24 protein-coding genes are annotated in these 25,626 nt (G+C 70.6%); 10 read left to right on the plus strand and 14 right to left on the minus strand.

All coding sequences use genetic code 11. The features are described 5' to 3' along the window. Positions 1 to 145 precede the first annotated feature (145 nt). Positions 146 to 541 carry a hypothetical protein gene (locus ABMY26_RS33105; protein ID WP_372400440.1) on the plus strand — a complete coding sequence of 132 codons (396 nt, stop codon included), beginning with the start codon at positions 146 to 148 and terminating at the stop codon, positions 539 to 541. A 223-nt stretch (positions 542 to 764) separates the two neighbouring features. Continuing rightward, on the plus strand, positions 765 to 1,142 hold the full coding sequence (locus ABMY26_RS33110) for a hypothetical protein (RefSeq protein WP_372400442.1): 378 nt from the start codon (positions 765 to 767) through the stop codon (positions 1,140 to 1,142). On the opposite strand, the gene ABMY26_RS33115 is transcribed toward ABMY26_RS33110, so the two are convergent. Together ABMY26_RS33115 and ABMY26_RS33120 are read right to left on the minus strand one after the other, a co-directional pair. Continuing rightward, positions 1,135 to 2,211, minus strand: coding sequence for an HD domain-containing phosphohydrolase (locus ABMY26_RS33115; RefSeq protein ID WP_372400443.1), 1,077 nt, complete (start codon positions 2,209 to 2,211; stop codon positions 1,135 to 1,137). The two genes, ABMY26_RS33110 and ABMY26_RS33115, sit on opposite strands and share 8 nt — an antisense overlap. Further along, positions 2,208 to 2,699, minus strand: a complete 492-nt coding sequence (locus ABMY26_RS33120) for a response regulator (RefSeq protein WP_372400444.1) — start codon at positions 2,697 to 2,699, stop codon at positions 2,208 to 2,210. Before ABMY26_RS33120 ends, ABMY26_RS33115 begins: the two co-directional genes overlap by 4 nt. A 314-nt stretch (positions 2,700 to 3,013) precedes the next feature. Between ABMY26_RS33120 and ABMY26_RS33125 the strand changes: the two genes are divergently transcribed. From ABMY26_RS33125 to ABMY26_RS33140, 4 genes are all read left to right on the plus strand, one after another. Further along, on the plus strand, positions 3,014 to 3,736 hold the full coding sequence (locus ABMY26_RS33125; RefSeq protein WP_372400445.1) for a LuxR C-terminal-related transcriptional regulator: 723 nt from the start codon (positions 3,014 to 3,016) through the stop codon (positions 3,734 to 3,736). Between the two features lie 175 nt (positions 3,737 to 3,911). Beyond that, positions 3,912 to 5,594, plus strand: a complete 1,683-nt coding sequence (locus ABMY26_RS33130) for a hypothetical protein (protein ID WP_372400446.1) — start codon at positions 3,912 to 3,914, stop codon at positions 5,592 to 5,594. Further along, positions 5,594 to 9,013 carry an ATP-binding protein gene (locus ABMY26_RS33135; RefSeq protein WP_372400447.1) on the plus strand — a complete coding sequence of 1,140 codons (3,420 nt, stop codon included), beginning with the start codon at positions 5,594 to 5,596 and terminating at the stop codon, positions 9,011 to 9,013. The genes ABMY26_RS33130 and ABMY26_RS33135 overlap by 1 nt, the downstream gene beginning before the upstream one ends. Before the next feature lie 198 nt (positions 9,014 to 9,211). Then, positions 9,212 to 11,281, plus strand: coding sequence for a methyl-accepting chemotaxis protein (locus ABMY26_RS33140; protein WP_372400448.1), 2,070 nt, complete (start codon positions 9,212 to 9,214; stop codon positions 11,279 to 11,281). Between the two features lie 45 nt (positions 11,282 to 11,326). Here the strand turns inward: ABMY26_RS33140 and ABMY26_RS33145 are convergent, their stop codons facing one another. Next, positions 11,327 to 11,581 carry a hypothetical protein gene (locus tag ABMY26_RS33145; RefSeq protein WP_372400449.1) on the minus strand — a complete coding sequence of 85 codons (255 nt, stop codon included), beginning with the start codon at positions 11,579 to 11,581 and terminating at the stop codon, positions 11,327 to 11,329. Between the two features lie 388 nt (positions 11,582 to 11,969). Between ABMY26_RS33145 and exbB the strand changes: the two genes are divergently transcribed. The 3 genes from exbB to ABMY26_RS33160 are packed head-to-tail and all read left to right on the plus strand — an operon-like array spanning position 11,970 to position 14,238. Further along, a complete protein-coding gene (gene exbB / locus ABMY26_RS33150; protein WP_372400450.1) occupies positions 11,970 to 12,944 on the plus strand; it encodes a tonB-system energizer ExbB in 975 nt (324 codons plus the stop codon). A gap of 5 nt (positions 12,945 to 12,949) precedes the next feature. Then, positions 12,950 to 13,381: a TonB system transport protein ExbD gene (gene exbD / locus ABMY26_RS33155; RefSeq protein ID WP_045583585.1), complete on the plus strand. Its 432-nt coding sequence runs from the start codon at positions 12,950 to 12,952 to the stop codon at positions 13,379 to 13,381. Continuing rightward, the gene (locus ABMY26_RS33160) at positions 13,378 to 14,238 is read left to right on the plus strand and encodes an energy transducer TonB (protein WP_372400451.1); all 861 of its coding nucleotides are present in this window, start codon (positions 13,378 to 13,380) and stop codon (positions 14,236 to 14,238) included. Before exbD ends, ABMY26_RS33160 begins: the two co-directional genes overlap by 4 nt. A 47-nt stretch (positions 14,239 to 14,285) precedes the next feature. Here ABMY26_RS33160 and ABMY26_RS33165 read toward each other — a convergent pair whose 3' ends face one another. The 4 genes from ABMY26_RS33165 to ABMY26_RS33180 all read right to left on the minus strand — a co-directional run bounded on the left by ABMY26_RS33165 (position 14,286) and on the right by ABMY26_RS33180 (position 17,744). Beyond that, positions 14,286 to 14,765 carry a hypothetical protein gene (locus tag ABMY26_RS33165; protein ID WP_372400452.1) on the minus strand — a complete coding sequence of 160 codons (480 nt, stop codon included), beginning with the start codon at positions 14,763 to 14,765 and terminating at the stop codon, positions 14,286 to 14,288. Between the two features lie 110 nt (positions 14,766 to 14,875). Further along, positions 14,876 to 15,628 (minus strand): phosphatase PAP2 family protein, encoded by a 753-nt coding sequence (locus ABMY26_RS33170; protein ID WP_372400454.1) that lies wholly within the window; start codon positions 15,626 to 15,628, stop codon positions 14,876 to 14,878. Positions 15,629 to 15,755: 127 nt separating this feature from the next. Next, positions 15,756 to 16,709 (minus strand): D-2-hydroxyacid dehydrogenase family protein, encoded by a 954-nt coding sequence (locus ABMY26_RS33175; protein WP_372400456.1) that lies wholly within the window; start codon positions 16,707 to 16,709, stop codon positions 15,756 to 15,758. Between the two features lie 42 nt (positions 16,710 to 16,751). Next, complete coding sequence (locus ABMY26_RS33180) at positions 16,752 to 17,744, minus strand: phosphoribosylaminoimidazolesuccinocarboxamide synthase (RefSeq protein WP_372400458.1); 993 nt, start codon at positions 17,742 to 17,744, stop codon at positions 16,752 to 16,754. A 103-nt stretch (positions 17,745 to 17,847) separates the two neighbouring features. Here ABMY26_RS33180 and ABMY26_RS33185 point away from each other — a divergent pair, with 103 nt between their 5' ends. Then, the gene (locus ABMY26_RS33185; protein ID WP_372400460.1) at positions 17,848 to 18,630 is read left to right on the plus strand and encodes a 4'-phosphopantetheinyl transferase superfamily protein; all 783 of its coding nucleotides are present in this window, start codon (positions 17,848 to 17,850) and stop codon (positions 18,628 to 18,630) included. 37 nt (positions 18,631 to 18,667) lie between these two features. Here ABMY26_RS33185 and ABMY26_RS33190 read toward each other — a convergent pair whose 3' ends face one another. The 7 genes from ABMY26_RS33190 to hybE form a co-directional block, all read right to left on the minus strand. After that, on the minus strand, positions 18,668 to 20,095 hold the full coding sequence (locus ABMY26_RS33190; protein WP_372400461.1) for a S41 family peptidase: 1,428 nt from the start codon (positions 20,093 to 20,095) through the stop codon (positions 18,668 to 18,670). Between the two features lie 223 nt (positions 20,096 to 20,318). Next, positions 20,319 to 21,041 carry a sugar transferase gene (locus ABMY26_RS33195; RefSeq protein ID WP_372400463.1) on the minus strand — a complete coding sequence of 241 codons (723 nt, stop codon included), beginning with the start codon at positions 21,039 to 21,041 and terminating at the stop codon, positions 20,319 to 20,321. A gap of 133 nt (positions 21,042 to 21,174) precedes the next feature. Next, the gene (gene hypE / locus ABMY26_RS33200) at positions 21,175 to 22,221 is read right to left on the minus strand and encodes a hydrogenase expression/formation protein HypE (protein WP_372400465.1); all 1,047 of its coding nucleotides are present in this window, start codon (positions 22,219 to 22,221) and stop codon (positions 21,175 to 21,177) included. Between the two features lie 44 nt (positions 22,222 to 22,265). After that, the gene (locus ABMY26_RS33205; protein WP_372400466.1) at positions 22,266 to 22,502 is read right to left on the minus strand and encodes a HypC/HybG/HupF family hydrogenase formation chaperone; all 237 of its coding nucleotides are present in this window, start codon (positions 22,500 to 22,502) and stop codon (positions 22,266 to 22,268) included. A 16-nt stretch (positions 22,503 to 22,518) separates the two neighbouring features. Further along, positions 22,519 to 23,607, minus strand: coding sequence for a hydrogenase nickel incorporation protein HypB (hypB, locus tag ABMY26_RS33210; RefSeq protein WP_372400468.1), 1,089 nt, complete (start codon positions 23,605 to 23,607; stop codon positions 22,519 to 22,521). Positions 23,608 to 23,686: 79 nt separating this feature from the next. Beyond that, positions 23,687 to 24,880: a nickel-dependent hydrogenase large subunit gene (locus ABMY26_RS33215; RefSeq protein WP_372400470.1), complete on the minus strand. Its 1,194-nt coding sequence runs from the start codon at positions 24,878 to 24,880 to the stop codon at positions 23,687 to 23,689. Further along, complete coding sequence (gene hybE, locus ABMY26_RS33220; RefSeq protein ID WP_372400471.1) at positions 24,877 to 25,404, minus strand: [NiFe]-hydrogenase assembly chaperone HybE; 528 nt, start codon at positions 25,402 to 25,404, stop codon at positions 24,877 to 24,879. The genes ABMY26_RS33215 and hybE overlap by 4 nt, the downstream gene beginning before the upstream one ends. Positions 25,405 to 25,626 lie beyond the last annotated feature (222 nt).

The following is a 25,626-nucleotide window of genomic DNA, read 5'->3' on the forward strand; positions in this document are numbered from 1 at the left end:
AACGGCGTGCTTTGGTAGCCGGACGCGTCTTTCCGGACGGCGCGGGAGCCATGTGCCTCGCGCCCTTGCGGATGAGGCAACGGAACAGTTGGCGCAAGGCGGGCCGGTCGGTTAGCCTTTGCAGGAGTGAACCGGAGCATTTGCCGTGGACAAGGCCTTGGTCGAAAAGAACCGCGAGTGGACCTATCAGCGTGAGGGGAAGCCGGCCGTCACCATCCGTGTCGCCGATTTCGAACGTGAGGGAAAGCGCATCGTCGCCTTCCTGGAGCAGACCGACATCGCCAAGTCGGCCGGGACGCCCCCGCCTGCCGTGAACGACTGGCCCCGCATCGCCGAGGCCTATGCGCAGGAGCAGGGCGTCGGGCTGAGCGACATCTATTGGTACGAGCTGCACCCGCGACGCTTTGCCAATGGCCGGCCCAACGTGTCGGAATACCGCCCCGGCATGGCCGAATGGCGCTTCGAGACCAGCATCCCGCTCGCCCGCGCCATCGTCGAGCAGCTGGGCTTCGATCCCGACAACCTGCCGCTCGACATCTGACGCCGGAGCCGGGCCATGGCGAACGGAGGGCGCGGTCCCGAGGTTCGGCATCCATTCCGTCGACGCAGCCCCGCCGCGCAGCCCCTGTGAAGTGCGGCGGGTCCGGTGTATGATGGCCATCGTGCGCGCGCCGGCCGGACAGCCGCCGGGCGTGCCGATCGGGAGATGCATGATGATGTCGGTGCGGAGGGCGGTTGCCCTGGGTGCTGTGATGATTGCAGCCGTGTCCGCCGCCACGGTCGTGGCGGGGCCGGCGCAGGCGCGCACGTCGGTATCGGTCGGAATCGGGGTCGGGCCGATTTTCCCGGCCTATGGCTATTATCATCCCCACCGTTACTACGCGCCGCCCTACCGATACTACGCGCCGCCGCCGGTGGTGCAGTATTACGCCCCGCCGCCGGTCGTCTATGCGCCGCCGCCGGTGGTGTACGCCCCGGCTCCGGCCCCGATGGCCGTCGATCCGGCTGGGCCGGCCTATTATTCGCGCAATGGTCAGCAATGCCGCGAATATCAGAGCAGCGCCGTCGTCGGCGGCCGGTCCCAGCCGGTCTACGGCACCGCCTGCCTGCAATCCGACGGGACCTGGCGGATCGTCAACTGAAACCACCCGTCGCGTGTTCCCGGTGGAGTTCCGTCACCGTCTCGGCATGGCTTTCGTGGATGGCGCAGACCTCGTCCCAGCGGAACAGGAAGGCGTCGAGCAGGGCGGGGTCGAAGTGGCTGCCGCGGTTGCCGATCATGTAGGTCCGCGCCTCTTCCGTCGTCCAGGGTCGCTTGTAGGGGCGGAGCGAGGTCAGCGCGTCGAACACGTCGGCGATGGCGACGATGCGGCCGGACAGCGGGATCTCCTTCCCGGCCAAACCGTTGGGATAACCGCTGCCGTCATATTTCTCGTGGTGGCTCAGGGCGATTTCCGCCGCCAGCCGCAGCAGCGGGATGTCGCTGTCCGCCAGGATGCGGTGGCCGATCACGGTGTGCTGGCGCATCAGCGCCATCTCCTCCGGAGTCAGCCGGGCCGGCTTGAGCAGGATCATGTCGGCGATGCCGATCTTGCCGATGTCGTGCATCGGCGCCGCCTTCAGCAATTCCTGGGCAAAGGCGCTGCCGCAGCCCGACGCCTCGGCGATGAGGCGCGAATAGAGCGCCATCCGCTCGATGTGGGCGCCGGTTTCCGGGTCGCGGTACTCGGCGGCGCGCGACAGGCGGTTGACCAGTTCCTCCCCCTGGCGTTGCAGGGCGGCGGTCACTCGCTCCACCTCGGCGGCGAGCAGGGCGGCGCGGTCGCGCAGCAGGGCGCGGCTCTGGCGCAGGGCCAGCAGGTTGCGCAGCCGGGCCTGGACCTCCGGCACGATGATCGGCTTGGTCAGGAAATCGTTGCAGCCCTGGTCGAGCGCCCGCACGCGGATATCCACGGCGGTGTTGGCGGTGATCATCACCACGGGCACATTGTCGAGCCGCATGTCGTCGCGTATGCGGCGCAGCAGGTCGATGCCGTCCATGTCCGGCATCATCTGGTCCAGCAGGATCAGGTCGGGCTCGTTGTCGTCCAGCCAGCCGGCGGCATCGAGCGGGTTTTCCATGGTGACCGGATCGGCGTCGTCCAGGCGGCGGACGATGGCGGACATGATGAGCAGGTTGGTCCGGTCGTCGTCGACGATGAGGATCTTCACGTCGCAGTCTCCGTCCTGCCGGACCCGATCAGCCGTCCGGCCTCCGCCAGCAGTGCCGAGAGGTCGAGCGGCTTCTCGAAGGCCGCCTCGGCGCCGAGCAGGCGGGCCATCCCCGGCAGTTCCATGCGCAACCGCAGGCTGCCGCCGGTCACCGCGATCAATGGCGGGCGTGACGGCAGCTGCTTCAGCCGCAGGATGATCTCATAGCCGTCGGCCTCCGGCATGATGATGTCGGTCACCACGAGGTCGACCCGCCGGTCGGCGAGCATGGCCAGCGCGGCGTTGCCGTTCTCCGCCTCGAGCACGATGTAGCCGGCGCGGGTGAAGGCGGTGCCGACCATGCCGCGGAAGTCCGGATCGTCGTCGACCAGCAGGACGGTGCCGGCCGGACCCGCCGCGCCGGCGGAGGTCGCGGATGTCTCGGGCGCCGCGGATGCGGATTGCGGAGAGGTGGGGCGTGCCCGCAACTCGTACAGAGTGGATTCCATGGTCGCCGCTTCCGTCGTCCGCCGCAACGCGGCAGGCTGTGCAAGATGGATTTCGATGGAATTCAGCTTAGCCGGTCGCCGTCGTCCGCGCCCCCGGTGCCTGGGATAGCCCGGCCGGGAAATGGGATAGCGGGGATACTATCCCGCATGCGGTACGAACCGGCCCGGTATATGGCCGGCCGACGGTGGGGCTGGCCCATTGTATGACGGACGTGAAATATGTCACGGCCACAAAAACTTAAGATTTTGGCGGGCATATAGGGAAATGTCGATATAATGGAAAGATCGGTTGCCGAGGGCGGCGGAGGCGGTGGATGAGAATCTTGGTGGCAGACGACCATCCCTTGTTTCGGGATGCGCTTGAGCTGTCGGTCCGCCAGGCGTGGCCGGACGCCGAGGTTGGATGCATCGGTTCGCTGATGGAGCTGCCTGCCTTGCGGGAGGAGGCCGATGGGTCTCCGGCCGGAATCGTCCGCTATGACCTGATCGTGCTGGATTGGCGCATGCCGGGAGCGGAGGGCAGCAATCCGGTCAGCGTGCTTCGCCAGGCCGGTATCCATGGGCCGGTCGCCGTGGTGACGGGGGCGGAAGAGCCGTTGACCGCGCTGGAGGCATTGCGGTGCGGCGCCGAGGCCTTCCTGCCCAAGACCACGCCACGCCGCGTCCTGGCCCAGGCGCTGAGGCTGGTGGCCGAAGGCGGCAGCTTCGTGCCGAAGGACGTGGCGCTCGACCTGATGCACATGACCGACCTGTCGCTCGACATCGACGAGGCGGAGGAGTGCGAGGGGCCGGCGCTGGACGGGGAAGGGGCGCTTTCCGCCCCCTTGACCGAACGGGAGCAGCAGGTTCTGTCGATGCTCGCCACCGGCGCGACCAACAAGGAGATCGGGCGGCATCTAAGCCTTCAGGAAGTGACGGTGAAGCTGCACACCCGCCGTATCCTGCGCAAGCTGGGCGCCCGGAACCGTACCGACGCCGTGCGCCGCGCCCAGCAGGCCGGGCTGCTGTTCCGCAACCTCGACGAAGCGCCATCCTGAACGGCCGGCAGGGGGGCTGTCGTTCGGGGCTGCGGGCTGGAATGCGGAGCCGCATAGGGCTGCTCCCAGCAGCGCGATCCCGGTCCGTATGTTAAAGTCCCAGGCTATCGGGTCGCGACCGTCCGCTCTTGCTCAGCGGAGCCGGAGCGCAACCGGCCGAACTCCCGAGTCGCTGATGAGCCCGTCCGACCATCTCCCGTCCCGGCCACCCGTCGCGCCGGCTTCAGCAGCCGGTTCCCGCACTTTCCGTGCAGGAAGAACCGGCGGCATCGCTCCGGCGCTTGCCGCGCTGGCCGGAGGCGCCCTGCTTCTGTCGGGCTCGCTGGCCCCCGTGCGCGAGATCGCTCCCTGGGTGCTTTCCCTGGCCGCGGCGTGCACCGGCGCGGCAGGCGGTTTGGCCCTGCTGCTGGCCTGGGCCGCGTACCGCCGGTCGGGCCGGCCCGAAGCTCCGCTGCCGGCTCCCGCCGCGGTGCCCGGTATGGCGCCCGGTATGGTGCCGTGCGAAGCGGGGACCGGTGTCGCCGATGCCGCACGGATTGCCGAACTTCGGGCGGCGGCCCGGCAAGCGGCCCGGAGCATGCGCGACCAGCAGATCGCTGCGATGGATGCGCGGGCGGAGCTGGCCGGCGCCATCGTCCACGACATGAACAACACGCTGGGAGCGGTCGCCGGCTATGCCGATTTCCTGACCGCCGACCTTCCCGCCGGCTCGCCCCAGGCCGATTACGCCGGCCGGATCCTTGCCGCTGTCGACCGCGGGAGGAAGGGGCTGCGCCGTCTGGCGATGGCCTCCCGCGCGGAGCCGGCGCAGTTGCGCACCGAACCGGTGGTCCGTGTGCTGAACGAGGCGGCGGCCCTTCTGCGCGCTGCGCCGTCGGTGCCGTCCGGCTTCACGGTTCTCAGCCGCCCCGATGCGCCCAACCCCCGGTGCGACGCCATGCTGCTGACGCGGACCCTTGCAGGACTGGCGGAAGAGCTTATCGAGGCTGCCGGCCGCGGTGCCGATTTGCGGCTGTGCCTGAGCGTCGCTCCGAGCGGCGCCCAAGCCGTGGACGGTTCGGCGCCGGGCGGGAATGCCCATGAACGGGAGGTCGATGGCGGGGACGGCAAGGGCGGGGATGGCGAGGATGGGAGCGGCGACGGCGACGCCGTTCGGGCCGGTTGGCGTGTCCGGACCCTGCTGACGCCGCAAGCGGGCTTGCACACCCTGTTCGAACTGCGCATCGACGGTCGGCCGCTGGCCGACGACGTCCTGTTCGCCATCGTCGACCCGCTGCTGTCCACCCGTGCCCGCAACCGCCGGGGCAATGAGGGCCATGACGAGGCCGACGCCCCGCCCGCGGCCCTGCTGACCGCCCGCCGGCACGACGGCGGCCTCAGTCTGCTGACCCATCCCGGGGAGGGCACGGCGGTTCGGCTCCGCATCCCCGCCGTTCCGCCCGCACAGCCTCGGCCGGCGCCCGTTCCTCCGAAGCATCCGGTCGCACCCGTCGTCCAGGTGCTGGTGATCGAAGCCGATCCGGCGACCGGCGACCGGATGCAGACCGGGCTGGAGCAGCAGGGCTGCGAGGTCTCGGTCTGCGACGATCCCCGCGACGCGCTGGACGTCGTCGCCGACGAGCCCGGCTTCTTCGACGTGGTGGTCATCGGCCCCGGGCTGAGCACGCTGACGGCCGGCGCGGCGCTGGTGGTGCGCCTGAAGTCGCTGCGGCCCGACCTGCCCTGCGTGACCTTCGCCGCCGCCGCCGCCGCCGGCAGCGGCGGGCCGGCGGACCTGGAGCTGCCGCTGCCGCTGGACCTGCCGCGGCTGGGGCGGGGGGTGGCGGCGCTCGCCGCCGGCCGCGGGGAGCAGCGGTGATGGGGCGGACGCTTCAGCAGCACGGCTTCATGGTCGCCGTGTGGGCAGGAACCCTGGTGATCGCTGCCGGTCTGTGGGCGGCTGCGCTGATGCTCGCCCATTACGACCATGCCGAGGCCATGACGCGGGCCGAACGCGACGGGGGCAACCTTGCCCGCGTGGTCGCCGAACAGGCGACCCGGACCATCGCCGAGGCCGACCAGATCATGGTTTTCCTGATCAACGACTTCCAGGAGCACGGCAACGCCTGGACCCCCGGTGTCCCGTGGCTCCTGCGCCAGACGGTGGAGCGGTCGGCCATTCTGCTCCAGTTGGCAGTGATCGACGAGCATGGCGATCTGATCCACACCAGCGTGGAGGATGCCCCCCAGCGCGTCCAACTGGCCGACCGAGAGCATTTCCGTGTCCATGTCAACCAGCCGAAGGCTGGACTGTTCATCGGGAAGCCGGTGTTCGGCCGCGCGTCGGGCAAATGGTCGATCCAGCTCACGCGCCGCATCGACCGCAGCGACGGCAGCTTCGCCGGGGTGCTGGTCGCATCGATGGACCCGTTCTATTTCAGCCGCTCGCTGGAGGAACTGGATGTCGGCACCAACGGCGCGGTGGCGATCATCGGAACCGACGGCATCCTGCGCGCCCGCTCGCTGATGAGCGACCGGATCGTCGGCCGCGACGTCGGCGAATCGCCGACGCTGCAGATGGCGCGCCGGCAGCCGACCGGGTTCCTGCGAAGCGTCAGCGTGATCGACGGTATCCTGCGCCTGCAATCCTTCCGGCGGTTGCCCGACTATCCGCTCGTCGTCACCGCCGCCTTCGACGAGGCGGTCTTCCTGTCCGATACCCGGCGTCGGCAGCGGATTTATCTGCTGGGGGCGTTGGCCTGCAGCATCGGCCTGGTCGGGCTGGCCCTGCTGGCGACGCGCCAGACGGCCCGGCTCGCGACGCTGGCCCGGCGGATGGCCCTGAGCGAGGGGCGGCTCCGCGACCAGGCGGAGACGGCTTCGGACTGGTTCTGGGAGATGGATGCGGACTTGCGTTTTTCCCATCTGGCCGGGCCGTTGGTTCCGCACATCGCCAGCGGGGCGCTGCCCATCGGCCTGCGGCGCGACGAGGTCGCCCTGCGCGAGCCGGGTGACGCCGTCAAATGGGAGGAGCACCGCAGCGTCATGGAGCGGCGGGAGCCGTTCCGGAACTTCCGTTATCGGGTGATGACCGCGTCGGGCCTGCGGTATTTCAGCGTCAGCGGCCGTCCGATCCTCGACGAGCGCGGAATCTTCCGCGGCTATCGCGGCTCCGCTACCGACATCACCGAACGCGAGCTGGCCGCCAACCGACTGGCGTCGAGCGAGGCGCGTTACCGCGCCATGTTCGAGGCGGTCGGCCAGCCGATCGTCACCGTCGACGAGAAGGGGACGATCGACGCCTTCAACCAGGCGGCGGAGCGGCTGTTCGGCTACCGCGCAGCCGAGGTGGTCGGCGGGCCGTTGACCCGGCTGATGCCGGCTGCCATCGGCCCGCTTCACGATGGGTTGCGGGCGGCCGGCCGCGAGGGCAGCGGCAATGGCGGCGCCCAGCGGTCGGAGGTGCGGGAACTGACCGGCCGCCGCAAGGACGGCAGCGATTTTCCGCTGGAGGCGACGCTGGCCGGCTGGCGCGCGGGCGACCGCCGTTACGTCACCGGCGCCCTGCGCGACGTCACCGCCCAGCGCGAGATCGAAGCCAGCCTGCGCCGGGCCAAGGAGGCGGCCGATCAGGCCAACCGCGCCAAGGGCGAGTTCCTGGCGACGATGAGCCACGAGATCCGGACGCCGATGAACGGGGTGCTCGGCGCGCTGGCCCTGGTGGAGGGGCCGAACCTGGACGAGGAGCAGCGCCAGCTGCTGGACGTTGCCAACCGGTCGGGCAACGCGCTTTTGCAGATCATCGACGACATTCTCGATCTCTCCAAGCTGGAGGCCGGCAAGGCGGAGGTCGAGCCGGTGGATTTCGACCTGCGCGCCGTGATGCGCGACTGCATCGACCTGCTCGAGCCGACCGCCGGCGGGCGGGGCCTGATCCTGACGACGGAGGTGGCGCCGGCCGTGCCCGCCCGCGTGCGCGCCGACCTGCGCCGCATCCGTCAGGTGCTGGTCAATCTCGTCGGCAACGCGCTGAAATTCACCCACCGCGGCGGTGTCGCCGTGCGGATCGGGCTGGAGGGAAGGCCGGAGCCGGGCGGTGCCTTCCGCCTGCGGTTCGAGGTGGCCGACACCGGGATCGGCATCCCGGAGGAGGTGCAGCCGACCCTGTTCCACCGGTTCACCCAGGGCGACAGCTCCACCACGCGGCGCTTCGGCGGCACCGGGCTGGGGCTGGCGATCAGCCGCGAGCTGGTCATGCTGATGGGGGGACGGATCGGCGTGTCCAGCGCCGAAGGCAAGGGAAGCGTCTTCTGGTTCACCGTGCACTGCCAACCCGCCGCCGACCCGTGCGAGGCGGCACCGGCGCCGGGGGCGTCCTCGGCCCCGGAGCCCGCTTCGGCCGTTCCGCAGGGGAAGAAGGCGGCCGGCAGCCTGCATGTCCTGGTGGCCGAGGACAACGAGATCAATCGCGACATCGTCGTCACCATGCTGCGCCGCGCCGGGCATCAGGTGACCGCGGTGGCGGACGGGTTGCAGGCTGTCCGCCTGGTCGAGGACGGCGGCTTCGACCTTGTGCTGATGGACGTGCAGATGCCGGTGATGGACGGCGTCACCGCCACCCGTCACATCCGCGCCATGGCGAACGAGTGCGCCCGGCTGCCGATCGTGGCACTGACCGGCAATGTCATGCCCGGCCATCGCGCCGAATATCTCGCCGCCGGCATGAGCGCCTACCTGACCAAGCCCATCGTCTCCGCCGACCTGTTCAAGGCGCTGGCGGCGGTTTCCCGCCCCGGTCCTGACGCCGCATGGCCGGACGGGGCAGGCGATGCGGCCACCGTCACGCCGCCGGCTCCGGCCGTATCCGATGAGGAATTCTGGAGGACCGCACCCCTCCTCGACGAGGGGCAGGCCAATTCCCTGCGCGACGTGATCGGTGACGAAGCATGGGAACGGACGGTGGAGGCGTTCCGGCATACGGTGAACGACGTCATCGCCGCCATTCGCGAGGCCGCCCTGTCGGCCTCCTCCCCTGCACCGGGGGGAGGGCCCTCGCCGCTCGTCCGCATGGCCCACACGCTGAAGGGAACGGCGGCCAACATCGGCGCGGTGCGGCTGAGCCGGCTGGCGGCGCAGGTGGAACAGCAGGGGCAGACGTCCGCCGGAAGTCCTCTCCAGGCTGCGCTGTGCGATGCGCTCGAAGCCGTCGCCGCCTCGACCATCGACGCGCTGTCTTCGCGGATCCCGCATGCGGCTGCGGTCGAGCCCACGAGCGGGAATGAACGGGCACCGGTATGACGCAACGGAAGTGACGGGTGGATGTTCATTTGTTTCTTGAATACTTTTGCAGTATTTCTAAAAAAATAGCGGCGATCGGTCACAGGAGGCTATGAATAGATGTGTTTCTGGTGACGGATCGATTGGGGCTCTCTAAAGTGTGTACGAAATTGATTCGGCAAGAATCGTTTGTACTCTTAACTTTTGAAGCCTCTCATCATGATCTCTGCCAGCAGGGCTCTTCACGCCATCTCGATCCGGGCAAAAATTGTGGCCGTCGCGGTGTTCGTTTTTTCCGCGGTCGGCCTGTCCTCGATCCTCACCATGCGCGACATGGACCGGCAGACCGTCCATCTGTCCGATGTCCAGCGCGACACCGGCGACGTGGTCGGCCGGGTCATCCCCCTGGTCTCGTTGGTGGCGGAAATCCGCTATGACGTGGTGCAGACGCAGCAGTGGCTGACCGACGTGTCGGCAACCCGCGGGCTGGATGGCATGAACGACGGCCCGGAGAAGGCGGCCGACTATGCCCGCCGCTTTGGGGAGCACACCGCCAAGGCAACCGACCTGGCGCGCGCGTTGAAGCTGGAGCAGGTGGTCGCGGAGATCGAAAGGACGCGCAAGGCCTTCGATCCCTACTATGAGATGGGCCGGCGCATGGCCCAGGCCTATGTCGAAGGCGGGCCCGCGGCCGGCAATCCCGTCATGGGACAGTTCGACAGTGTCGCCGACGCCATGGGCGACAGCCTGGAGGCGCTGGGCGCCAGCGTGGTCGCGGTCAGTGCGGACCGGCTGGCGGGGCTGACCGATGGCATCCAGGGGATGCGGGAGACGGCGGATGACCTGCGTTGGACCCTGATCTGTGCCGGGCTGGTCATCCTTCTGATGGCGTCCGCCTGCGTCGTCTTCCTGGAATCTGCGATGATCCGCCCGATCGAGCGGCTGCGCCGTGCCATGGTGGCGCTGGCCGATGGCGCCCTCGACGTGGAGATCGGGCTGGAGGAGCGCCGTGACGAAATCGGCAGCATGGCCGACACGGTCCGTGTCTTCCGGCAGGCGGCGCAGGAGAATGCCCGTCTGCGCACAGCGCAGGAGGAAACCCGGCGCCATGGCGAGGACGAGCGGCGCCGGGCGCTCGAGGCCATGGCGGAGAAGGTGGAGCAGGAAACCAGGGTCGCCGTCGACCATGTGGCCGAGCGGACCACCCGCATGAGCGCCAATGCCGGAGAGATGACCCTGTCGGCGGTGCAGGTCAGCGACAATGCCCAGACCGTCGCCGCCGCCGCCCAGCAGGCGCTGAGCAACGCCGAAACCGTCGCCGCCGCGACGGAGGAACTGTCGGCGGCCATCGGCGACATCGGGCTGCAGGTGTCCACGGCCAGCCAGATCACCGGCCGCGCGGTGGAACGGTCCGGCAACGCCCGTTCCACCATCGAACGGCTTTCCATCTCGATGGAGCGCATCCGCGCGGTCGCCCGGCTGATCTCCGACATCGCCAGCCAGACCAACCTGCTGGCGCTGAACGCCACCATCGAGGCGGCGCGGGCCGGTGAAGCCGGGCGGGGGTTCGCCGTGGTCGCGAACGAGGTCAAGACCCTTGCCAGCCAGACCGCGCGCTCGACCGAGGAGATCGGATCGCTGATCGCCGAGGTGGAGGCGGTGACGGTGTCTGCCGTCGGTGCCGTCGGCGAGGTGTCGGAAACCATCCACGAGGTCGCCGCCATCTCCACCTCCATCGCCACGGCGGTGGAGGAACAGGCGGCGGCGACGCAGGAGATCGCCCGCTCCGTCGGTCAGACGAGCGAGGCGGCCAAGGAAGTGTCGCTGCGGATCGCCCGCGTCTCGGCCGAGGCGGATGCCACCCAGAGCCGTGCCGGCGAGGTGCGGACGGTGGCCGCCGACGTGGCGGGCGGCATCGACTCCCTGCGCAACGTCCTGATCCGTGTCGTCCGCACCGCCACCACCGATGTCGACCGCCGCAAACGGCCCCGTTTCGCGGTTTCTGTCGGCTGTTCGGTCGAAGTGCCCGGTGCCTCGCCGGCCCGTGCCACGGTCTGCAACCTGTCGGCCGGCGGCGCGATGCTGAGCGGGGCTCCAGGCGGGCTGGCCGGTGCGCCGCTGGTCCTGCGCATCGACGGGCTGGCCGGACCGCTGGCCGCGCGGATCAAGTCCAGCGGGAACGGCCGCCTGCATCTGAAGTTCGACCTGACCGAGGCCGACCAGCGGCAACTCGACCGCGACATGGTGAATCTGACGCGCGGACTGACGCCGCTGGCCTCCGTGGCGTGACTGGGCGGTAGGGCTGCTCGCGGCTCGCGGCGCACGGCCCGAAGGCTACAGCATCCTTCGGGCCAGTTCGTCGCCGCGCCGGGACAGGTCGCGCATGAGATTCCGCGCCTCGCCCTCGCCGGTCCAGCGGGCCACGGATTCGATGCCGTCGGGGCTGTCGGCGGCGCCGTCGCGGCCGCCGTCACGGTCTTGCGGCACGCCGAAGACCTTGCCGGCCCGCGTTTCCACCACGGCGAAGCGGCCGTCGCAGGCGACCAGCCGGAAGCTGCCATTCTCATCCACAACCGACACGCGGTTCATCGGGCCCCTCCTTCAAGTCGGATCGGACATGCGCTGTTCGGCTGTTCAACCGCTGGAAGGGTCGGAAGGTTGCGCGGATTCGGTTGGATTCGGTCGCTGCGGCGACCAGATTTCTCGCGACACCGCGGTTTTTGTGGTATTGAGAGTCGTTCTCACATTTGCGGTCTGTTCTGCTTCCATGCGTGAAATGGTTCGTCAGGCAAACGAAATGCGGGCCAAGCCGTTTGAAAACCCCACAGGAAACGGCGGAATCCCGGCAAGGGCCGGTCGATTTTCAGTGCGATTGAGACTTATTCGCACTATAACCCCGGTGGGGGCTTTGCTCTGGAGTGTCATCGGGTTTTTGCACGGCGCGTGGTGGACACGCGTCGAGGGGAGTTGGACCGCCATGCCGACATCGTTTCGCCACCGTCCTGTCCTGACCGCCGCTCTTGCCGCGGTCGGGGTGCTGATGGCCGGCGCCGCCGCCCATGCGCAGGAGGCAGCCGCCCCCGCCGCCGGATCGCCGCCGCCCGCCGCCGACCCGGCGGCCGCGGCGACTGCGGTGCATACGGCGGTTCAGGCGACGGTTCCGGCTGGTCAGGGGATCGGCACTGGAGTCGGGCAGGGAGTGGGCCAGGGCGCGGCCGATGCCGCGACGGCCCTGGCATCGCTGCCGCACGACCTGTCGCCCTGGGGCATGTTCGTCACCGCAAGCCCGGTGGTGCAGGCGGTGATGGTTGGGCTCGCGCTCGCCTCGGTCGTGACCTGGACCATCGCCATCGCGAAGAGCTTCGAGCTGTCCGCGGCCAAGCGCAAGGCCCGTGCCGCGCTGGCCATGCTGGAGGAGGCGCGTTCGCTGTCGCAGGCGGCGGAGCGGGTCGGTTTCAGCCAGGGCACCGCGGCAACGCTGGTGCGCGCGGTGATCGCGGAGACGCACCTGTCGGCCGACGCCCCCTCGCGCGACGGCCTGATGGACCGTGCGGCCTCGCGGCTGGAGCGGATCGAGGCGGCTGCCGGCAGGCGCATGGCGCGCGGCACCGGTATCCTTGCCACCATCGGGTCCACCGGTCCCTTCATCGGCCTGTTCGGCACGGTGTGGGGCATCATGACCAGCTTCATCGGCATCTCCAAGGCGCAGACCACCAACCTCGCCGTCGTGGCACCGGGCATCGCCGAGGCGCTGCTGGCGACCGCCATCGGGCTGGTCGCCGCCATCCCGGCGGTGGTGGTCTACAACGCCTGCAGCCGGGCGATCGGCGGGCACAAGGCCCAGCTGACCGATGCGTCTGCCGCGGTGCTGCGGCTGCTGAGCCGTGACATCGACCGCCATGCCTTGCCCCGGGCCGCGCAGGCCCATGGCAAATCCCAGGCGGCGGAGTAACGGGAATGGGTGCGCGCCTCGGCTCCGGCGGCAACGACGACGATCTGACCGAAACCCATGAGATCAACGTCACGCCCTTCATCGACGTCGTCCTCGTCCTTCTGATCATCTTCATGGTGGCGGCCCCGCTGGCGACGGTGGATGTGCCGGTCGACCTGCCGGCCTCCACCGCGATGCCGACGCCACGGCCCGACAAGCCGCTGTTCCTGACCATCCAGGCCGACAAGACCCTGTCGCTGGGCGAGACCTCGACCACCAAGGAGGCGCTGGGCGCCGCGCTGGACGCCGCCACCCATGGCGACAAGAGCCAGCGTGTCTTCCTGCGGGCCGACAAGACGGTCGATTACGGTGCGCTGACCGAGGTGATGAACAGCCTGCGCGGCGCGGGATATCTGAAGATCGGCCTCGTCGGCCTGGAAACGGCCCCCTCCCCATGAGCGCGGCCTCCGATTTCGGCGCGGCTGACTGGACCTCGGACGGAGGGGAAAGGCCGGCGCGGGGCTTTGCCCGCTGGGGCGGCAGCCTGATGGTCGCGCTGGGCGTCCATGCCGCGGCCGGCGTCGCCATGGTCGCCTGGCATGTGCCGATCACCCCCTCCGAAGCGGAACAGCCGGCGGTGCTGCTGGAACTGGCGCCTTTGCCGGTGGCCCCGCCCGAACCGGCCCCCGCCATCGACATCCCGCTGCCGGAACAGATGCCTGAGCCGGTCATCGAGCCGCTTCCCGAACCGCCGCCGCCCGAACCCGAGCCCGTGGTCGAGGAACCGCCCCCGCCGCCGGAGCCGCCGCCCGTGGTCGAGCCGGAGGTGGTGCTGCCCAAGCCGCCGCCCGATCCGCCGAAGCCCAAGCCCGAGGTGAAGAAGGAAGCGCCGAAGCCCAAGCCGGAGAAGCCGAAGCCGCCCCGTCCGGTGGTCCAGCAGGCGCAGCCGGCCCCGGCTGCCGCTCCGCCCGCTCCCGTCGCCGCCCCGGCGCCGGCGGCGCCGGCACCGTCGACGGCACCCAGCCGGGCGGTGCCGAGCTGGCAGGGCCGGGTTCTGGGCCATCTGGAGCGCCACAAGCGCTACCCGCGCTCCGCCCAGGCCCGCCGGCAGGAGGGCGTCGCGCAGGTTCGCTTCACCATCGACCGCGAGGGGCGCGTGCTGTCGGTCCAGATCGACCGCAGTTCCGGCCACAGCGTCCTGGACGAGGAGACGGTGGAGATGGTCCGCCGCGCCTCGCCCCTGCCGGCTCCGCCGGAGGAGATGGCGCAGGAGCGCATCGAGCTGGTCGTTCCGGTCCAGTTCTTCCTGAAATAAGATCAACGGCTTTCGATGGGTCACCATCGAAAGCCGTTGGCATGACGTCAGTCCAGCGTCGGCTCCGTCCGCTGGCCGACGCGGCGCTGGGTGTCAACCGCGGCGCGCAGGCGGTCGCGGGCGGCGTTGCGGCTGCTGGCGGCCGGGCGCAGGCCGTTGAGGGCGGCAAGGAAATTGGTGCCGGCACGCGCCTTCGGTTCGGCCGCTGCCGGCTTCTCGGCCGCCGGTCCCTCGCGGGTGCCCTCCTGGGTGACTGCCTGCCTTGCGGCATCCGTCCCCTGGGCGCGGGCCTGCCGGGCCTCCTGACGGGCACGGGCGACGATGCGGTCGCGCAGGTCGGCGTCCAGGGTGCGGAAGACGCGGGAGGCTTCGGCCAGCTCGAGTTCCCCGCCGGAGTCCAGGGTGCGGCGGAGCGCATTCGCCAGCAGCCGGCATTCCAGGACGCCGGGCACCCGCTCGCCGTCCACCGCGCGGGCGAGGACGCCCACGGCTTCCAGGGTTTCGCGGTCGAGAGTGCCGTGAGGCATGGGTGGCCTGATCCGAAAGGGGTAGGGCCGACACTATCGGCGGGCACGCTTCGGTATTCAACCCGCTTGTTCACAAACGGTCCGGCAAGACCGCAGTCGGCCCGCACGCCTTACCGCCCTGCCGTCGCCTCCGGCCGGTCCTGCTCGACGGCGCCCCGGCGCTGCAGCCATTCGGCGAGGATCCAGCACAGCGCCGCCCAGGCGGCACCGACGCTCCAGCCCGCCAGCACGTCGGTCGGCCAATGGACGCCCAGATAGACGCGGCTCGATCCGATGACCAGCGTCAGCACCATCGCCCAGGCCAGCAGATAGGCCTTGGTCCGCCGCCCTTCCACGAACTGGGCCAGCAGGGCGCCCAGCGTCAGGTAGACCACGGCCGACTGCATGGCGTGGCCGCTGGGGAAGCTGGCGGAAATCACCTGGTCGCCGTGCGGCACCAGATCGGGGCGGGCGCGGTCGAACAGCATCTTCAGCCCGGCGCTGAGCGCCCCGCCGCCGCCGATCGACACCAGCACCAGCAGTGCCGCCGCCCGCTTGTGCAGCAGCAGCAGGAAACCCAGCGTCGCGACGGTGACCAGCGTCAGGATGGTGGTGCTGCCGAGCGAGGTGATGTCGCGCGCCACCCGGGCCAGCCACCAGGGGCCGCCGGGCTGGTCGGGGTTCAGCGGATCGCGGAGCGCCAGCAGCAGGCGCTTGTCGAAGGCGCTGGTCTCCCCCTCCATCACCTCGCCGGCCAGCTCGACGAAGCCGAACAGCAGCCCGGCGATGATCGAGAGCCCGACGAGCAGGCCGAGCTGATGCCGGCCCACCCTTGCCCAGAAGCCGTTCCTGATGCCGTCCCCGATCCCTGTCCGCACCCCCACCGGCACCCTCCGTTTCCGTTGCCCGTCTAGAGTTTCGTGCGTTTAATATGAAACGCACGAAACTCTAGCCTTATGTTTGGCGATCGGATTCACGCTTCAAATCGATGCCGATTTTACGCGATCCGATCTAGACGGGGGAGAGCAGCCGCACCGGCGATCCGGCCGTCCAGGCCAGGATGTCCTCCAGGGCGTCGCGGTAGAACACCGCGTAATTCTCCCGCGTCACATAGCCCAGGTGGGGAGTCAGGACGGTGTTGGGAAGGCCGGGCCAAGGGCTGTCGGCCGGAAGAGGCTCGATTGGGAAAACGTCGATGCCGGCCCCGCCGATCTTGCCGTGCCGCAGGGCGTGGATCAGCGCCGCCTCGTCGACCAGTCCGGCGCGCGAGGTGTTGACGAACAGCGCCGTCGGCTTCATCGCGCCGATCTCCTCCGCGCCGACCACGCCGCGGCTGCGGTCGCCGAGCACCAGATGGACGCTGACCACGTCGGACGTGGCGAACAGCTCCCGCTTGCCGACACGGGCGACGCCGGCCTCGGCCGCGCGTTCGTCGGTCAGGTTCTGGCTCCAGGCCACCACCTCCATGCCGAAGGCCTGGCCGATCCTCGCCACCTTGGTTCCGAGCTTGCCGAGCCCGACCAGCCCCAGCCGCTTGCCTTCCAGGTCGTCGGTCAGGCCGGTCTGCCAGCGGCCGTCCCGCAGGGCACGCTCCTCCGCCGGGATGCGCTTGGCCAGCGCCAGGATCAGGCCCCAGGTCAGCTCGGCGGTCGGCGTGCCGACCATCCGGGTGCCGCTGACCGTGATGCCGCGGGCGGCGCAGGCCGCAAGGTCGATGGCGTTGTTGCGGGCGCCGGTGGTGACCAGCAGCTTCAGGTTCGGCAGCCGGCCGATCAGCGCCGCGGGGAACGGGGTCCGCTCGCGCATGATCACCAGCACGTCGAAGGGCTCCAGCGCCGCCGCCACCGCGTCCTCGTCGCCGAGCGGCCGGTCGAACACCGTCAGGCCGGCGCCGCCCGGCAATTGCGACCAGTCGGCAAGGCCGCGGGCGACCTGCTGGTAATCGTCGAGGATGGCGATGCGCATGGAGCCCGCTCCGCTCACTTGGCAAGTCTCACTTGGAGAGTCTCACTTGGGGAAGTAGGGGGCGAGGTTGGCGCGGATGCGGTCCAGCACCGGGACCGGCGTGGCCGGCACCTCGAACGGGCGGCCGGTGATGGTTTCGCCGGCCTCGATATAGACGCGGGCGGCTTCCAGAACCACGTCGCCGGGGATCTCCGGGATGTCCTGGCTGTAGGGATCGCAGCGGGCGACCACCCAGTTGCGGACGAAATCCTTGTCGAAGCTCTCCGGCTTGCCGCCGGTCTCGAAGCGCTCCTGGTAGCTGCCGGCGAACCAGTAGCGCGAGCTGTCGGGGGTGTGGATCTCGTCGGCCAGCAGGATGGTGCCGTCCTCGTCGAAGCCGAACTCGTACTTGGTGTCGACCAGGATCAGGCCGCGGTCCGCCGCCATCTTCTGGCCGCGGGCGAACAGGGCCAGCGCCTTGTCCGACACCTCGTCCCACTGGGCGCGGGTCAGCAGGTTGCGGCCGACGATCTCGGCCGCGGTCAGCTCCTCGTCATGGCCGGCGTCGAAGGCCTTGGTGGTCGGCGTGATGATCGGGGTGCCGAGCTTCTGGTTCTGGCGCAGCCCGTCGGGGAAGATGTGGCCGTACATCTCGCGCCGGCCCTGCTTGTACATCGACCAGATCGAGGTCCCGGTGGTGCCCGCCATGTAATCGCGGACCACGATCTCGACCGGCATGATGGTCAGCCGCTTCGCCACCACCACGTTGGGGTCGGGATATTCCAGGACATGGTTGGCGCAGATGTCCTTGGTCGCCTCGAACCAGAAGCGGGCGGTCTGGGTCAGCACCTGCCCCTTGAAGGGGATCGCCGTCAGGATGCGGTCGAAGGCCGACAGGCGGTCGGTGGTGATCAGGATGCGCCGCGCCCCGCCGCCCTCGTCCGGAAGGTCGTAGTTTTCACGCACCTTGCCGCGGTAATGATTGGGCAGCTCCGGGATGAAGGCGTCGCGAAGAACGTTGGTCAGGTGCGGGGCGAGCAGGGCGGTGTCAACCATGGGGTCCTGGTCCGGATGCGGGGGCGAATGCAAGAGGGGCGCATGATACCCCAAACCCCTGCCGGAGCCAGGGCGCTAATTTCCGAGGGAGGATCGCTGTCCGATGCATGACGGCGCTGTCGCACAAGAGCCCGGCGGTACCGCCGGGCATGACCCGACCGCCGAGGATTACGTCCTCGGCCCAGGCGTGGTCCGCGTCTGGTTCGCCGACCTCACCGGCCTGTCGGCGCACCGGGGCGCCCTGCGGGCGCTGCTGTCCGCCGACGAGATCGAGCGGGCCGACCGTTTCCTGATGGAGCGGCTGACCGACCGCTTCGTGCTGCGCCGGGGGCTGCTGCGGCTGCTGCTGGGGCGCTGCACCGGGCGCGACCCGGCGGGGCTCCGCTTCGATTACGGCGCGCATGGCAAGCCGTCGCTGGCCGGCGGCCCGGCCTTCAACCTCAGCGACAGCGAGGACAGCCTCGCCATCGCCGTGGCGGCGGAGGGCCGGATCGGCATCGACATCGAGAGGCTGCGCCCCATCGAGAGCGCCGAGGGGATCGCCGACCGCTTCTTCCATGCCGTCGAGCGCGCCGCCCTGCGGGCGCTGCCCGCCGGCCAGGGGGACGAGGGCTTCCTGCTGGCCTGGACGCGGAAGGAGGCCTTCATCAAGGCGGCCGGCGTCGGGCTGTCGATGCCGCTCGACCGGTTCGCGGTGGAGGTGACGCCGGGCGCGGCACCGGCCTTGCTGGAGATCGGGGCCGACCTGCGGGCCGATGTCGGCGTTCCGGCCGACTGGAGCCTGTTCGACCGCCGCGTCCTGCCGGGCACCGTCGCCGCCGTCGCCGCGCACGGGACGGGCTGGACGGTGGAGACGCGGGTGATGGGGCCGGGGTTCGTGGGGTAGGAAAACCCCCTCTCCCGGGGCGGGAGAGGGGGCTCCCTTACTCCCCTCCGGCCAGCGTCCCGGTCAGGCGGTTGCGGATGGCCGACACCGCGCATTCCAGCGGACGGTCGTCGTCTGGCTTGGGCGCCTTGTCCATCACGTCCGGGCACATGTCCGCGGCCAGCCAGACCTGCGGCTTGGGCGGGACGGGGGCGTTCGGGTCGCAGGTGGCGGGGTCGGGGTGGGTTTCCTCGGTGCTGCCGTGGGTCGGCTTGACCTCCAGGTTCGGCGACACGCCGAAGCAGTCGACCAGCGCCCCCGACGGACGGTAGTAGCGGGCGGTGGTCAGGCGGATGCCGGTGTCGGCGCTGAGCGAGGAGATGGTCTGCACCGACCCCTTGCCATAGGAGCGCGAGCCGAACAGCAGCGCCCGGTGATGGTCCTGCAGGGCGCCGGCCACGATCTCGGACGCCGAGGCCGAGCCGCTGTTGATCAGCACCACCACCGGCAGCCCGGCCAGCAGGTCGCCCGAGGTGCCGCGGTAGGAGCGGGATTCCTCCGGGTCGCGGCCGCGGACCGAGACGATGTCCACCGTCTCCAGGAAACGGTCGGCCACCTGCACCGCCTGTTCCAGCAGGCCGCCGGGGTTGTTGCGCAGGTCGATCACCGCGCCGATCAGCCGGCCCCTGGACTGGCGGCGCATGTCCTCGACCGCGGCGTCCAGCGCCGTGGAGGTCGACTGGTTGAAGGTGGCGATGCGGACATAGGCGACGTTGCCCTCCAGCCGGTAGCGGACGGGCTGGATCTTGACGATGGCGCGGGTCAGCGACACCCGCGTGTTGGCATCGGTCGCCGGCGGCCGGCGGATCGACAGGGCGACCGAACTGCCGACCGGCCCGCGCATGCGGGCGACGGCGTCGTGCAGGTTCAGGCCCTTGACCGCCATGTCGTCGATGCGGGCGATCAGGTCGCCGCTGCGCAGGCCGGCGCGGGCGGCGGGCGAGCCGTCGATCGGCGAGACCACCTTGATCAGCCCGCTGTCCTCGTCCATCGTCACCTCGATGCCGAGCCCGCCGAACTCCCCTTGCGTCTGTTCGCGCAGGTAGCGGTAGCGCTCGGAATCGAGGAAGCTGGAATAGGGGTCGAGCGAGCCCAGCATGCCGTCCAGCGCCGCCTCGGTCAGCATGCGGTCGCTGGCGCGCGGGTTCTCCGCCTTCTTCTTCTTCAGCCCGTCTTCGGCCTTGTCGATCAGCACCTGCGGATCGAAGGGCTTCACATGCTCCGTCAGCACCCGGCGCATGGCGTCGGAAAAGAGGACGTAGTTGCGGTCGGCGGTGGAGAGCGATCCGTAGCCACGGATCTTCGCGAAATCGCTGCGGTAACGGTCCAGCGCCGCGACGGTGTCGGCGCGGCTGGTGGGGGCCACGGCGCAGGCCGGCCCGATCGCCACCATCATCAGCAGCAAGGCAGCCAGCAGCTTCGCCATCCTAGGCCCCTCTTGACTGGCCGGTCCGGCCGGCGGTCTCACACGCATCGTTCACTTTACCAGGGGTTTCGCCGGTTGGTGCGACCCTAACACGTCGTTCGCCCATTCTCAAAGTCCAGCCCGGTTCCGGCAAGCTGGGAGATGGTGGGCGGCAACGACGGCGTCGCGCGCCCCGATGGAGCGCGCGACGGCGTGAACGGATGGCTGCTTTCGAGGGGGGTGACTAATAGGCGCCGCTGCCCTTCACGACGACGCGCACCGTGCGCAGCATGATGCCGATGTCGGTCCAGAAGCTCCAGCCGACGACATAGGCGGTGTCGAGCTGGACGCGGCGGACGTAATCGACGTCGCTGCGGCCGCTGACCTGCCACAGCCCGGTCAGGCCGGGGCGGCAGCGGGTGTAGAACGAGAAGCAGGCGCGGTAATAGGGCACCTCGTCGTCGATGATCGGGCGCGGCCCGACCAGGCTCATGTCGCCGCGCAGGACGTTGAGCAGCTGCGGCAGCTCGTCCAGGCTCGACTTGCGCAGGAAACGGCCGACCGGGGTGATGCGGGGATCCCGGCGCAGCTTGCGCGTCGCCAGCCATTCGCCGCGCGCCGTCTCGTCGGTGGCGAGCAGCCGGTCCAGCACCTCGGCGGAATTGACAACCATGGAGCGGAATTTCAGGCAGGTGAAGGAGCGCCCGTCGGCGCCGATGCGCCGGTGGCCGAACACCGCCGGCCCGCCGTCGCGCGCCACCATCCAGGCGACCGCCAGCATCAGCGGCCCGAACAGCGCGAGCAGCCCGAGCGCGCCGACGATGTCGAAGGCACGCTTCACCCGGTGCCGGTGCAGGGGCGGGCAGCCGGGCAGCCGGTCCATCGCCTGCATCGCCGACCGGGCTCCGGCCATCCGGCCGGGGTCCAGACGGGGAGCGCCCAAAAGAGCGATGTTGGACAACGCCATTGGAATTTCTCGTCGCTGATCGTCTCTGGTCAGAGCATAGGACCATCCGGGAGAGGCAACGGCCAGCGCGCGAAAGGGGTCCCGCCAAAGGGGCCGGATCCTTGGAAACGGCGGGTTAGCCCGGCGGTACGGGTCAGCAGATCCGGGGGAGCTGTTCTCCGGTCAGCCAATCCACGATGCGGCGGCCGCCGAAGCGGGTCTCCATCTGGACGAATCGATGGGGGTCCTCGACCACACGGCCGATGCAGGCGGCATCCCGCCCCAGCGGGTGGGCGCGCATGGCGGCGAGCATCCGGCCGCTCTCCTCCTCGGCGCAGATCGCGATCAGCTTACCCTCGTTGGCGGCATAGAGCGGATCCAGGCCCAACAATTCGCAGGCCGCCGTGACCTCGGCGCGCACCGGGATGTCGGATTCGCGCAGCCGCATGCCGACGCCCGACTGGTGGGCGATCTCGTTCAGCGTCGTCGCCAGCCCGCCGCGGGTGGGGTCGCGCAGCACATGGACGCCGGGCACCGCCCCCACCATCGCCGCGACCAGCCCGTTGAGCGCCGCGCTGTCCGACAGGATCGCCGTCTCGAAGCCCAGATTGTCGCGGGTCGACATGATGGCGACGCCATGGTCGCCCATGGTGCCGCTGACCAGGATGGCGTCGCCCGGCCGCGCCCGGTCGCCCGAGGGCGCCACCCCCGGCGGGACCATGCCGATGCCGGTGGTGGTGATGAAGAGGCCGTCGCCCTTGCCGCGCTCCACCACCTTGGTGTCGCCCGACACGATGGCGACCCCGGCCTCGCGCGCCGCCGCCGCCATGCTGTCGACCACCCGCTTCAGGTCGGCCAGCGGGAAGCCCTCCTCGATGATGAAGCCGGCAGTCAGGTGCAGCGGCACCGCGCCGGCCATGGCGACGTCGTTCACCGTGCCGTGGACGGCCAGCGAGCCGATGTCGCCGCCGGGGAAGAACAGCGGCGAGACGACGAAGCCGTCGGTCGTCATCACCATCCGCCCGCCCGGCACGTCGAAGGCCGCCTGGTCGTTGCCCTGGTCTAGCCAGGGGTTGGCGAAGGCGGCGGCGAACAGCTCGCGCACCAGCTGCGCCATCGCCTTGCCGCCCGAGCCGTGGGTCATGTCGACCGTCCCGCGGGCGATGTCGAGCTTGCGGGTGAAGAGGCGGCGGTCGGTCATGGCGGGGGTCCGGGATGGTCGGGTGGGGGCGTGCGGGATGGCGGTCAGGCGGCGGCTTCGGCGCCGGCGTCCGCGACCTCGGCCAGCAGGGCCAGCGTGCGTTCCGCCTCCCCGGCGTCGAGGCGGGACAGTGCGTAGCCGACATGGACGATCACATAGTCGCCGACGGCCACGTCCTCGACCAGCTCCAGCGAGCAGCTGGAGGTCACGCCGCCCAGGCTGACGGTGGCGCGGTCGTCGGGCAGCAGGGCGGTGACCAGGGCTGGAACGGCGAGGCACATGGCAACGGTCCTTCGGTCAGACGGCGACGGGGGAGGCGGCTGAAGCGGCTTCGGGCGTGGCGGCGCGGGCCGCGCGGGCTTCTGCCAGCCCGTCGGCGATCCAGTCGTACCACTCCTCCAGCCCCTGGCCGCCGGTGGCCGACAGCTGGATCACCGCCAGCGACGGGTTCAGGCGCTGGGCATAGCCGATCATCCGCTCCACGTCGAATGTCAGATGGGGCAGCAGGTCGATCTTGTTGACGACCAGCAGGTCGGCGCGGACGAACATGTCCGGATATTTCAGCGGCTTGTCCTCGCCCTCCGTCACCGACAGCACGACGACGCGGTGGGTCTCGCCCAGGTCGAAGCCGGCCGGGCAGACCAGATTGCCGACATTCTCCACGAACAGCACGCCGTCGCCGGCGAACTGCCCCCCGGCCTCCAGCCGGTCGGCGGCCTGCGCCACCATGCCGGCGTCGAGATGGCAGCCCTTGCCGGTGTTGACCTGCACCGCCGGGGTGCCGGTGGCGCGGATGCGGTCGGCGTCGAAGCTGGTCTGCTGGTCGCCCTCGATCACCGCGACGGGGAAGCGGCCCTTCAGGTCGGTCAGGCTGCGGGTCAGCAGCGTCGTCTTGCCCGAGCCGGGGCTGGACATCAGGTTCAGCACGAACACCCCGCGCCCAGCGAAGCGGCGGCGGTTGACGTCGGCCAGCGCGTCGTTCTTGGCGAGGATGTCGCGTTCGATCGTCACCAGCCGCGGCCGGTTCAGCGCGGCGCCGCCGTCGATGGCGTCCGGCCGGTCGGGACGGTGGCGATGGTCGTGCGCGTGGGTGTGGTCATGATCGTGCCCATGCGTATGGCCGTGGGTATGGTCATGGTCATGCTCATGGTGCCCGTGGCCGTCGTGGCTGTGGCGGAACACCGTGCCGTCGGGGCCGACATGCTCGTGGGTGTCGCCATGGCCATGCCCATGGTCATGCCCGTGGGTGTGGGGATGGGCGTGCCCCTCGCCGTGGCGATGGCGGTAGATCTTGCCGTCCGGGCCGACGTGCTCGTGCCCGTCCCCATCCATCGCGGCGCCGTCGATCCTGGTCTCGCCTTCGCCGCATCCGCAAACCGTGCACATCACGCGCTCTCCCACTCCAGAAGCCGCAAGCCGTCTGCGGCCATCATCGGACGGCTGCCCCGCTTCGGGCAAGCGGTCGTCATTCGTGTACCTCTATGCCGCAGGCGACGCAGGGGTCGAGCATCGCCACCAGCAGCCGCGCCCGCTCCACCGCATCGGCGCCGTCGCGCACCGCGGCGCCGGTCAGACCGCGCGCCAGCGGGCCGTCCGCGGCGAAATTCCAGTCGGTCGGCGCCACCATCCGGGCGTCGGCCAGCCGCCCCGATTCGTCCAGCCGCAGCCAATGCGCCAGCCGCCCGCGCGCCGTCTCCGCCACGCCGCAGCCGGTGCCCGGACCGGTGCCGGAGGACGGCGACCGGGGAGTAGCCGGGGTGGCGGGGCGCAGCGTCTCGGCGGCGGCCTCCATCCGGCGCGGCAGCTCGGCAAGGTCGGCCAGCCGCGCCGCGAACAGCCGGGCGAGCCCGTCGCCGAACCGTTCCGCCACCGACAGGACCAGCGGATGCCCGGCCTGCCGCTCCAGCGGGCCGGTCAGGGCTGGATGCGGCGGCCGGGCGGCGAAGGACGAGTCGGCGGCCAGCGCCGCGGCGAACCGCTCCGGCGACCGTTCGCCCAGCAGCGGTTCGCCGCAGGCGCCCCAGCCTGCCAGATCGGGCTCGATCAGCCGCGCCGCCAGCCGCGCCGCGTCGCTGCCGCCCCTTGCGGCCCAGGCGGCGAGGCCGTCGGCATCCCGCGGCGGCGGTCCGGCGAAGATCTCCGCCTCCAGCCAGCCGGACAGGCGGGCCAGCGCGTCGCGCAGCGCCGCCGCGTCCGGCCGCAGGGCGCCGCCGCCCAGCCGCAGCCCGTCCCCGGCGGGATAGAGCGCCGCCGCGACCGCCGTCACCGCCGGGCGCAGGCCGCGCAGGGCCGCCGGCCGCGGCGGGGCGCCGAGCCGGGCCGGCCATTCGACGGCCGCCTGCCAGCCATGGCTGTCCAGCGCCTCCGCGTCGGTCAGCAGGGCGCGCGCCGCCTCGTGCGCGGTGGCATCGATCCCCAGCGCCGACTCGCAGGCACGGGCGACCGCCAGCCCCTGCGCGGTGCCGCACAGGCTGAACAGCAAAGGGGCCAGCCGGACCGCCTCGTCCGCCGTGCGCCCGACCAGGGCGGCGACGGCGCGGGGGCGGCGGGTCGCGACCGTCGCCCGCCCGATCCGTCCATCGGCAAGCTGCAGGCGGACGGCGACCGATCCCTCTCCCGGAATTCCGGCGCCCGGCCCGGCGCCCGGCGTGGCGGTCATGGCCATGGCCCGGCAAGGACGGGGCACCCGGACGGCGCCTGCGCCGGCCTCCCCGACAGGGTGTCGAGCGCCAGGCGCGCCGCGTGGCGGGCATCCTCCGCGTCCAGGAACAGCGCCATGTCGGAAGCGAGCGGAATCGCAGCCAGGGTGCCGAGCAGCCCCATCCGCGCCGCGGTGAAGCGATGGCGGCCGGACGGCAATTCGAGCGGCAGCGGGTCGCCGTCACGGGCCTCCGCCCACAGGAACGGGTCGTCGGGCAGCAGCACCGCCTCCAGGAACCAGGGCGTCACCATGCAGCCCAGGCGGCCGGGACCGCAGGGGTGGAAGCCCACCGCCTCCACCGCCAGTGCCGGGTTGCCCGCCGCCCCGCGCCTGGCGGCCCGTCCCACGCCGCGGCCGGCCATGCGGTATGCGGCGAGCAGCGCGTCGAGCCGGCTGGAAAAGCCGTCCGGAAGGCCGGCGGGGGGAGCGCCGCCGGCCGGGCCACCCCGGTCGGGGCACTGCATGGGAACGCCCAGGGGCATGCGCGCGGACACCTCGCTGCAATCGGATGACGGCAATCGGACACTGGCAGTCGGACAATGATCATCGGGATGAAGGCGGGCGCCTCCCCATCCACTGCGCCATCCTGACGCATCGGGGATGCAACTCATTGACCTGCATCAAAATAGGTGGACGTGGCGGGGCGCAAGCCATGTCGGCGCCCTGGCGGCGCTGGCCTGATCGCCGGAGAGGCGGGCGGAACA

Origin of the sequence: Azospirillum sp. HJ39, assembly GCF_041507355.1 — a bacterium.
Classification (GTDB): domain Bacteria; phylum Pseudomonadota; class Alphaproteobacteria; order Azospirillales; family Azospirillaceae; genus Azospirillum; species Azospirillum thiophilum.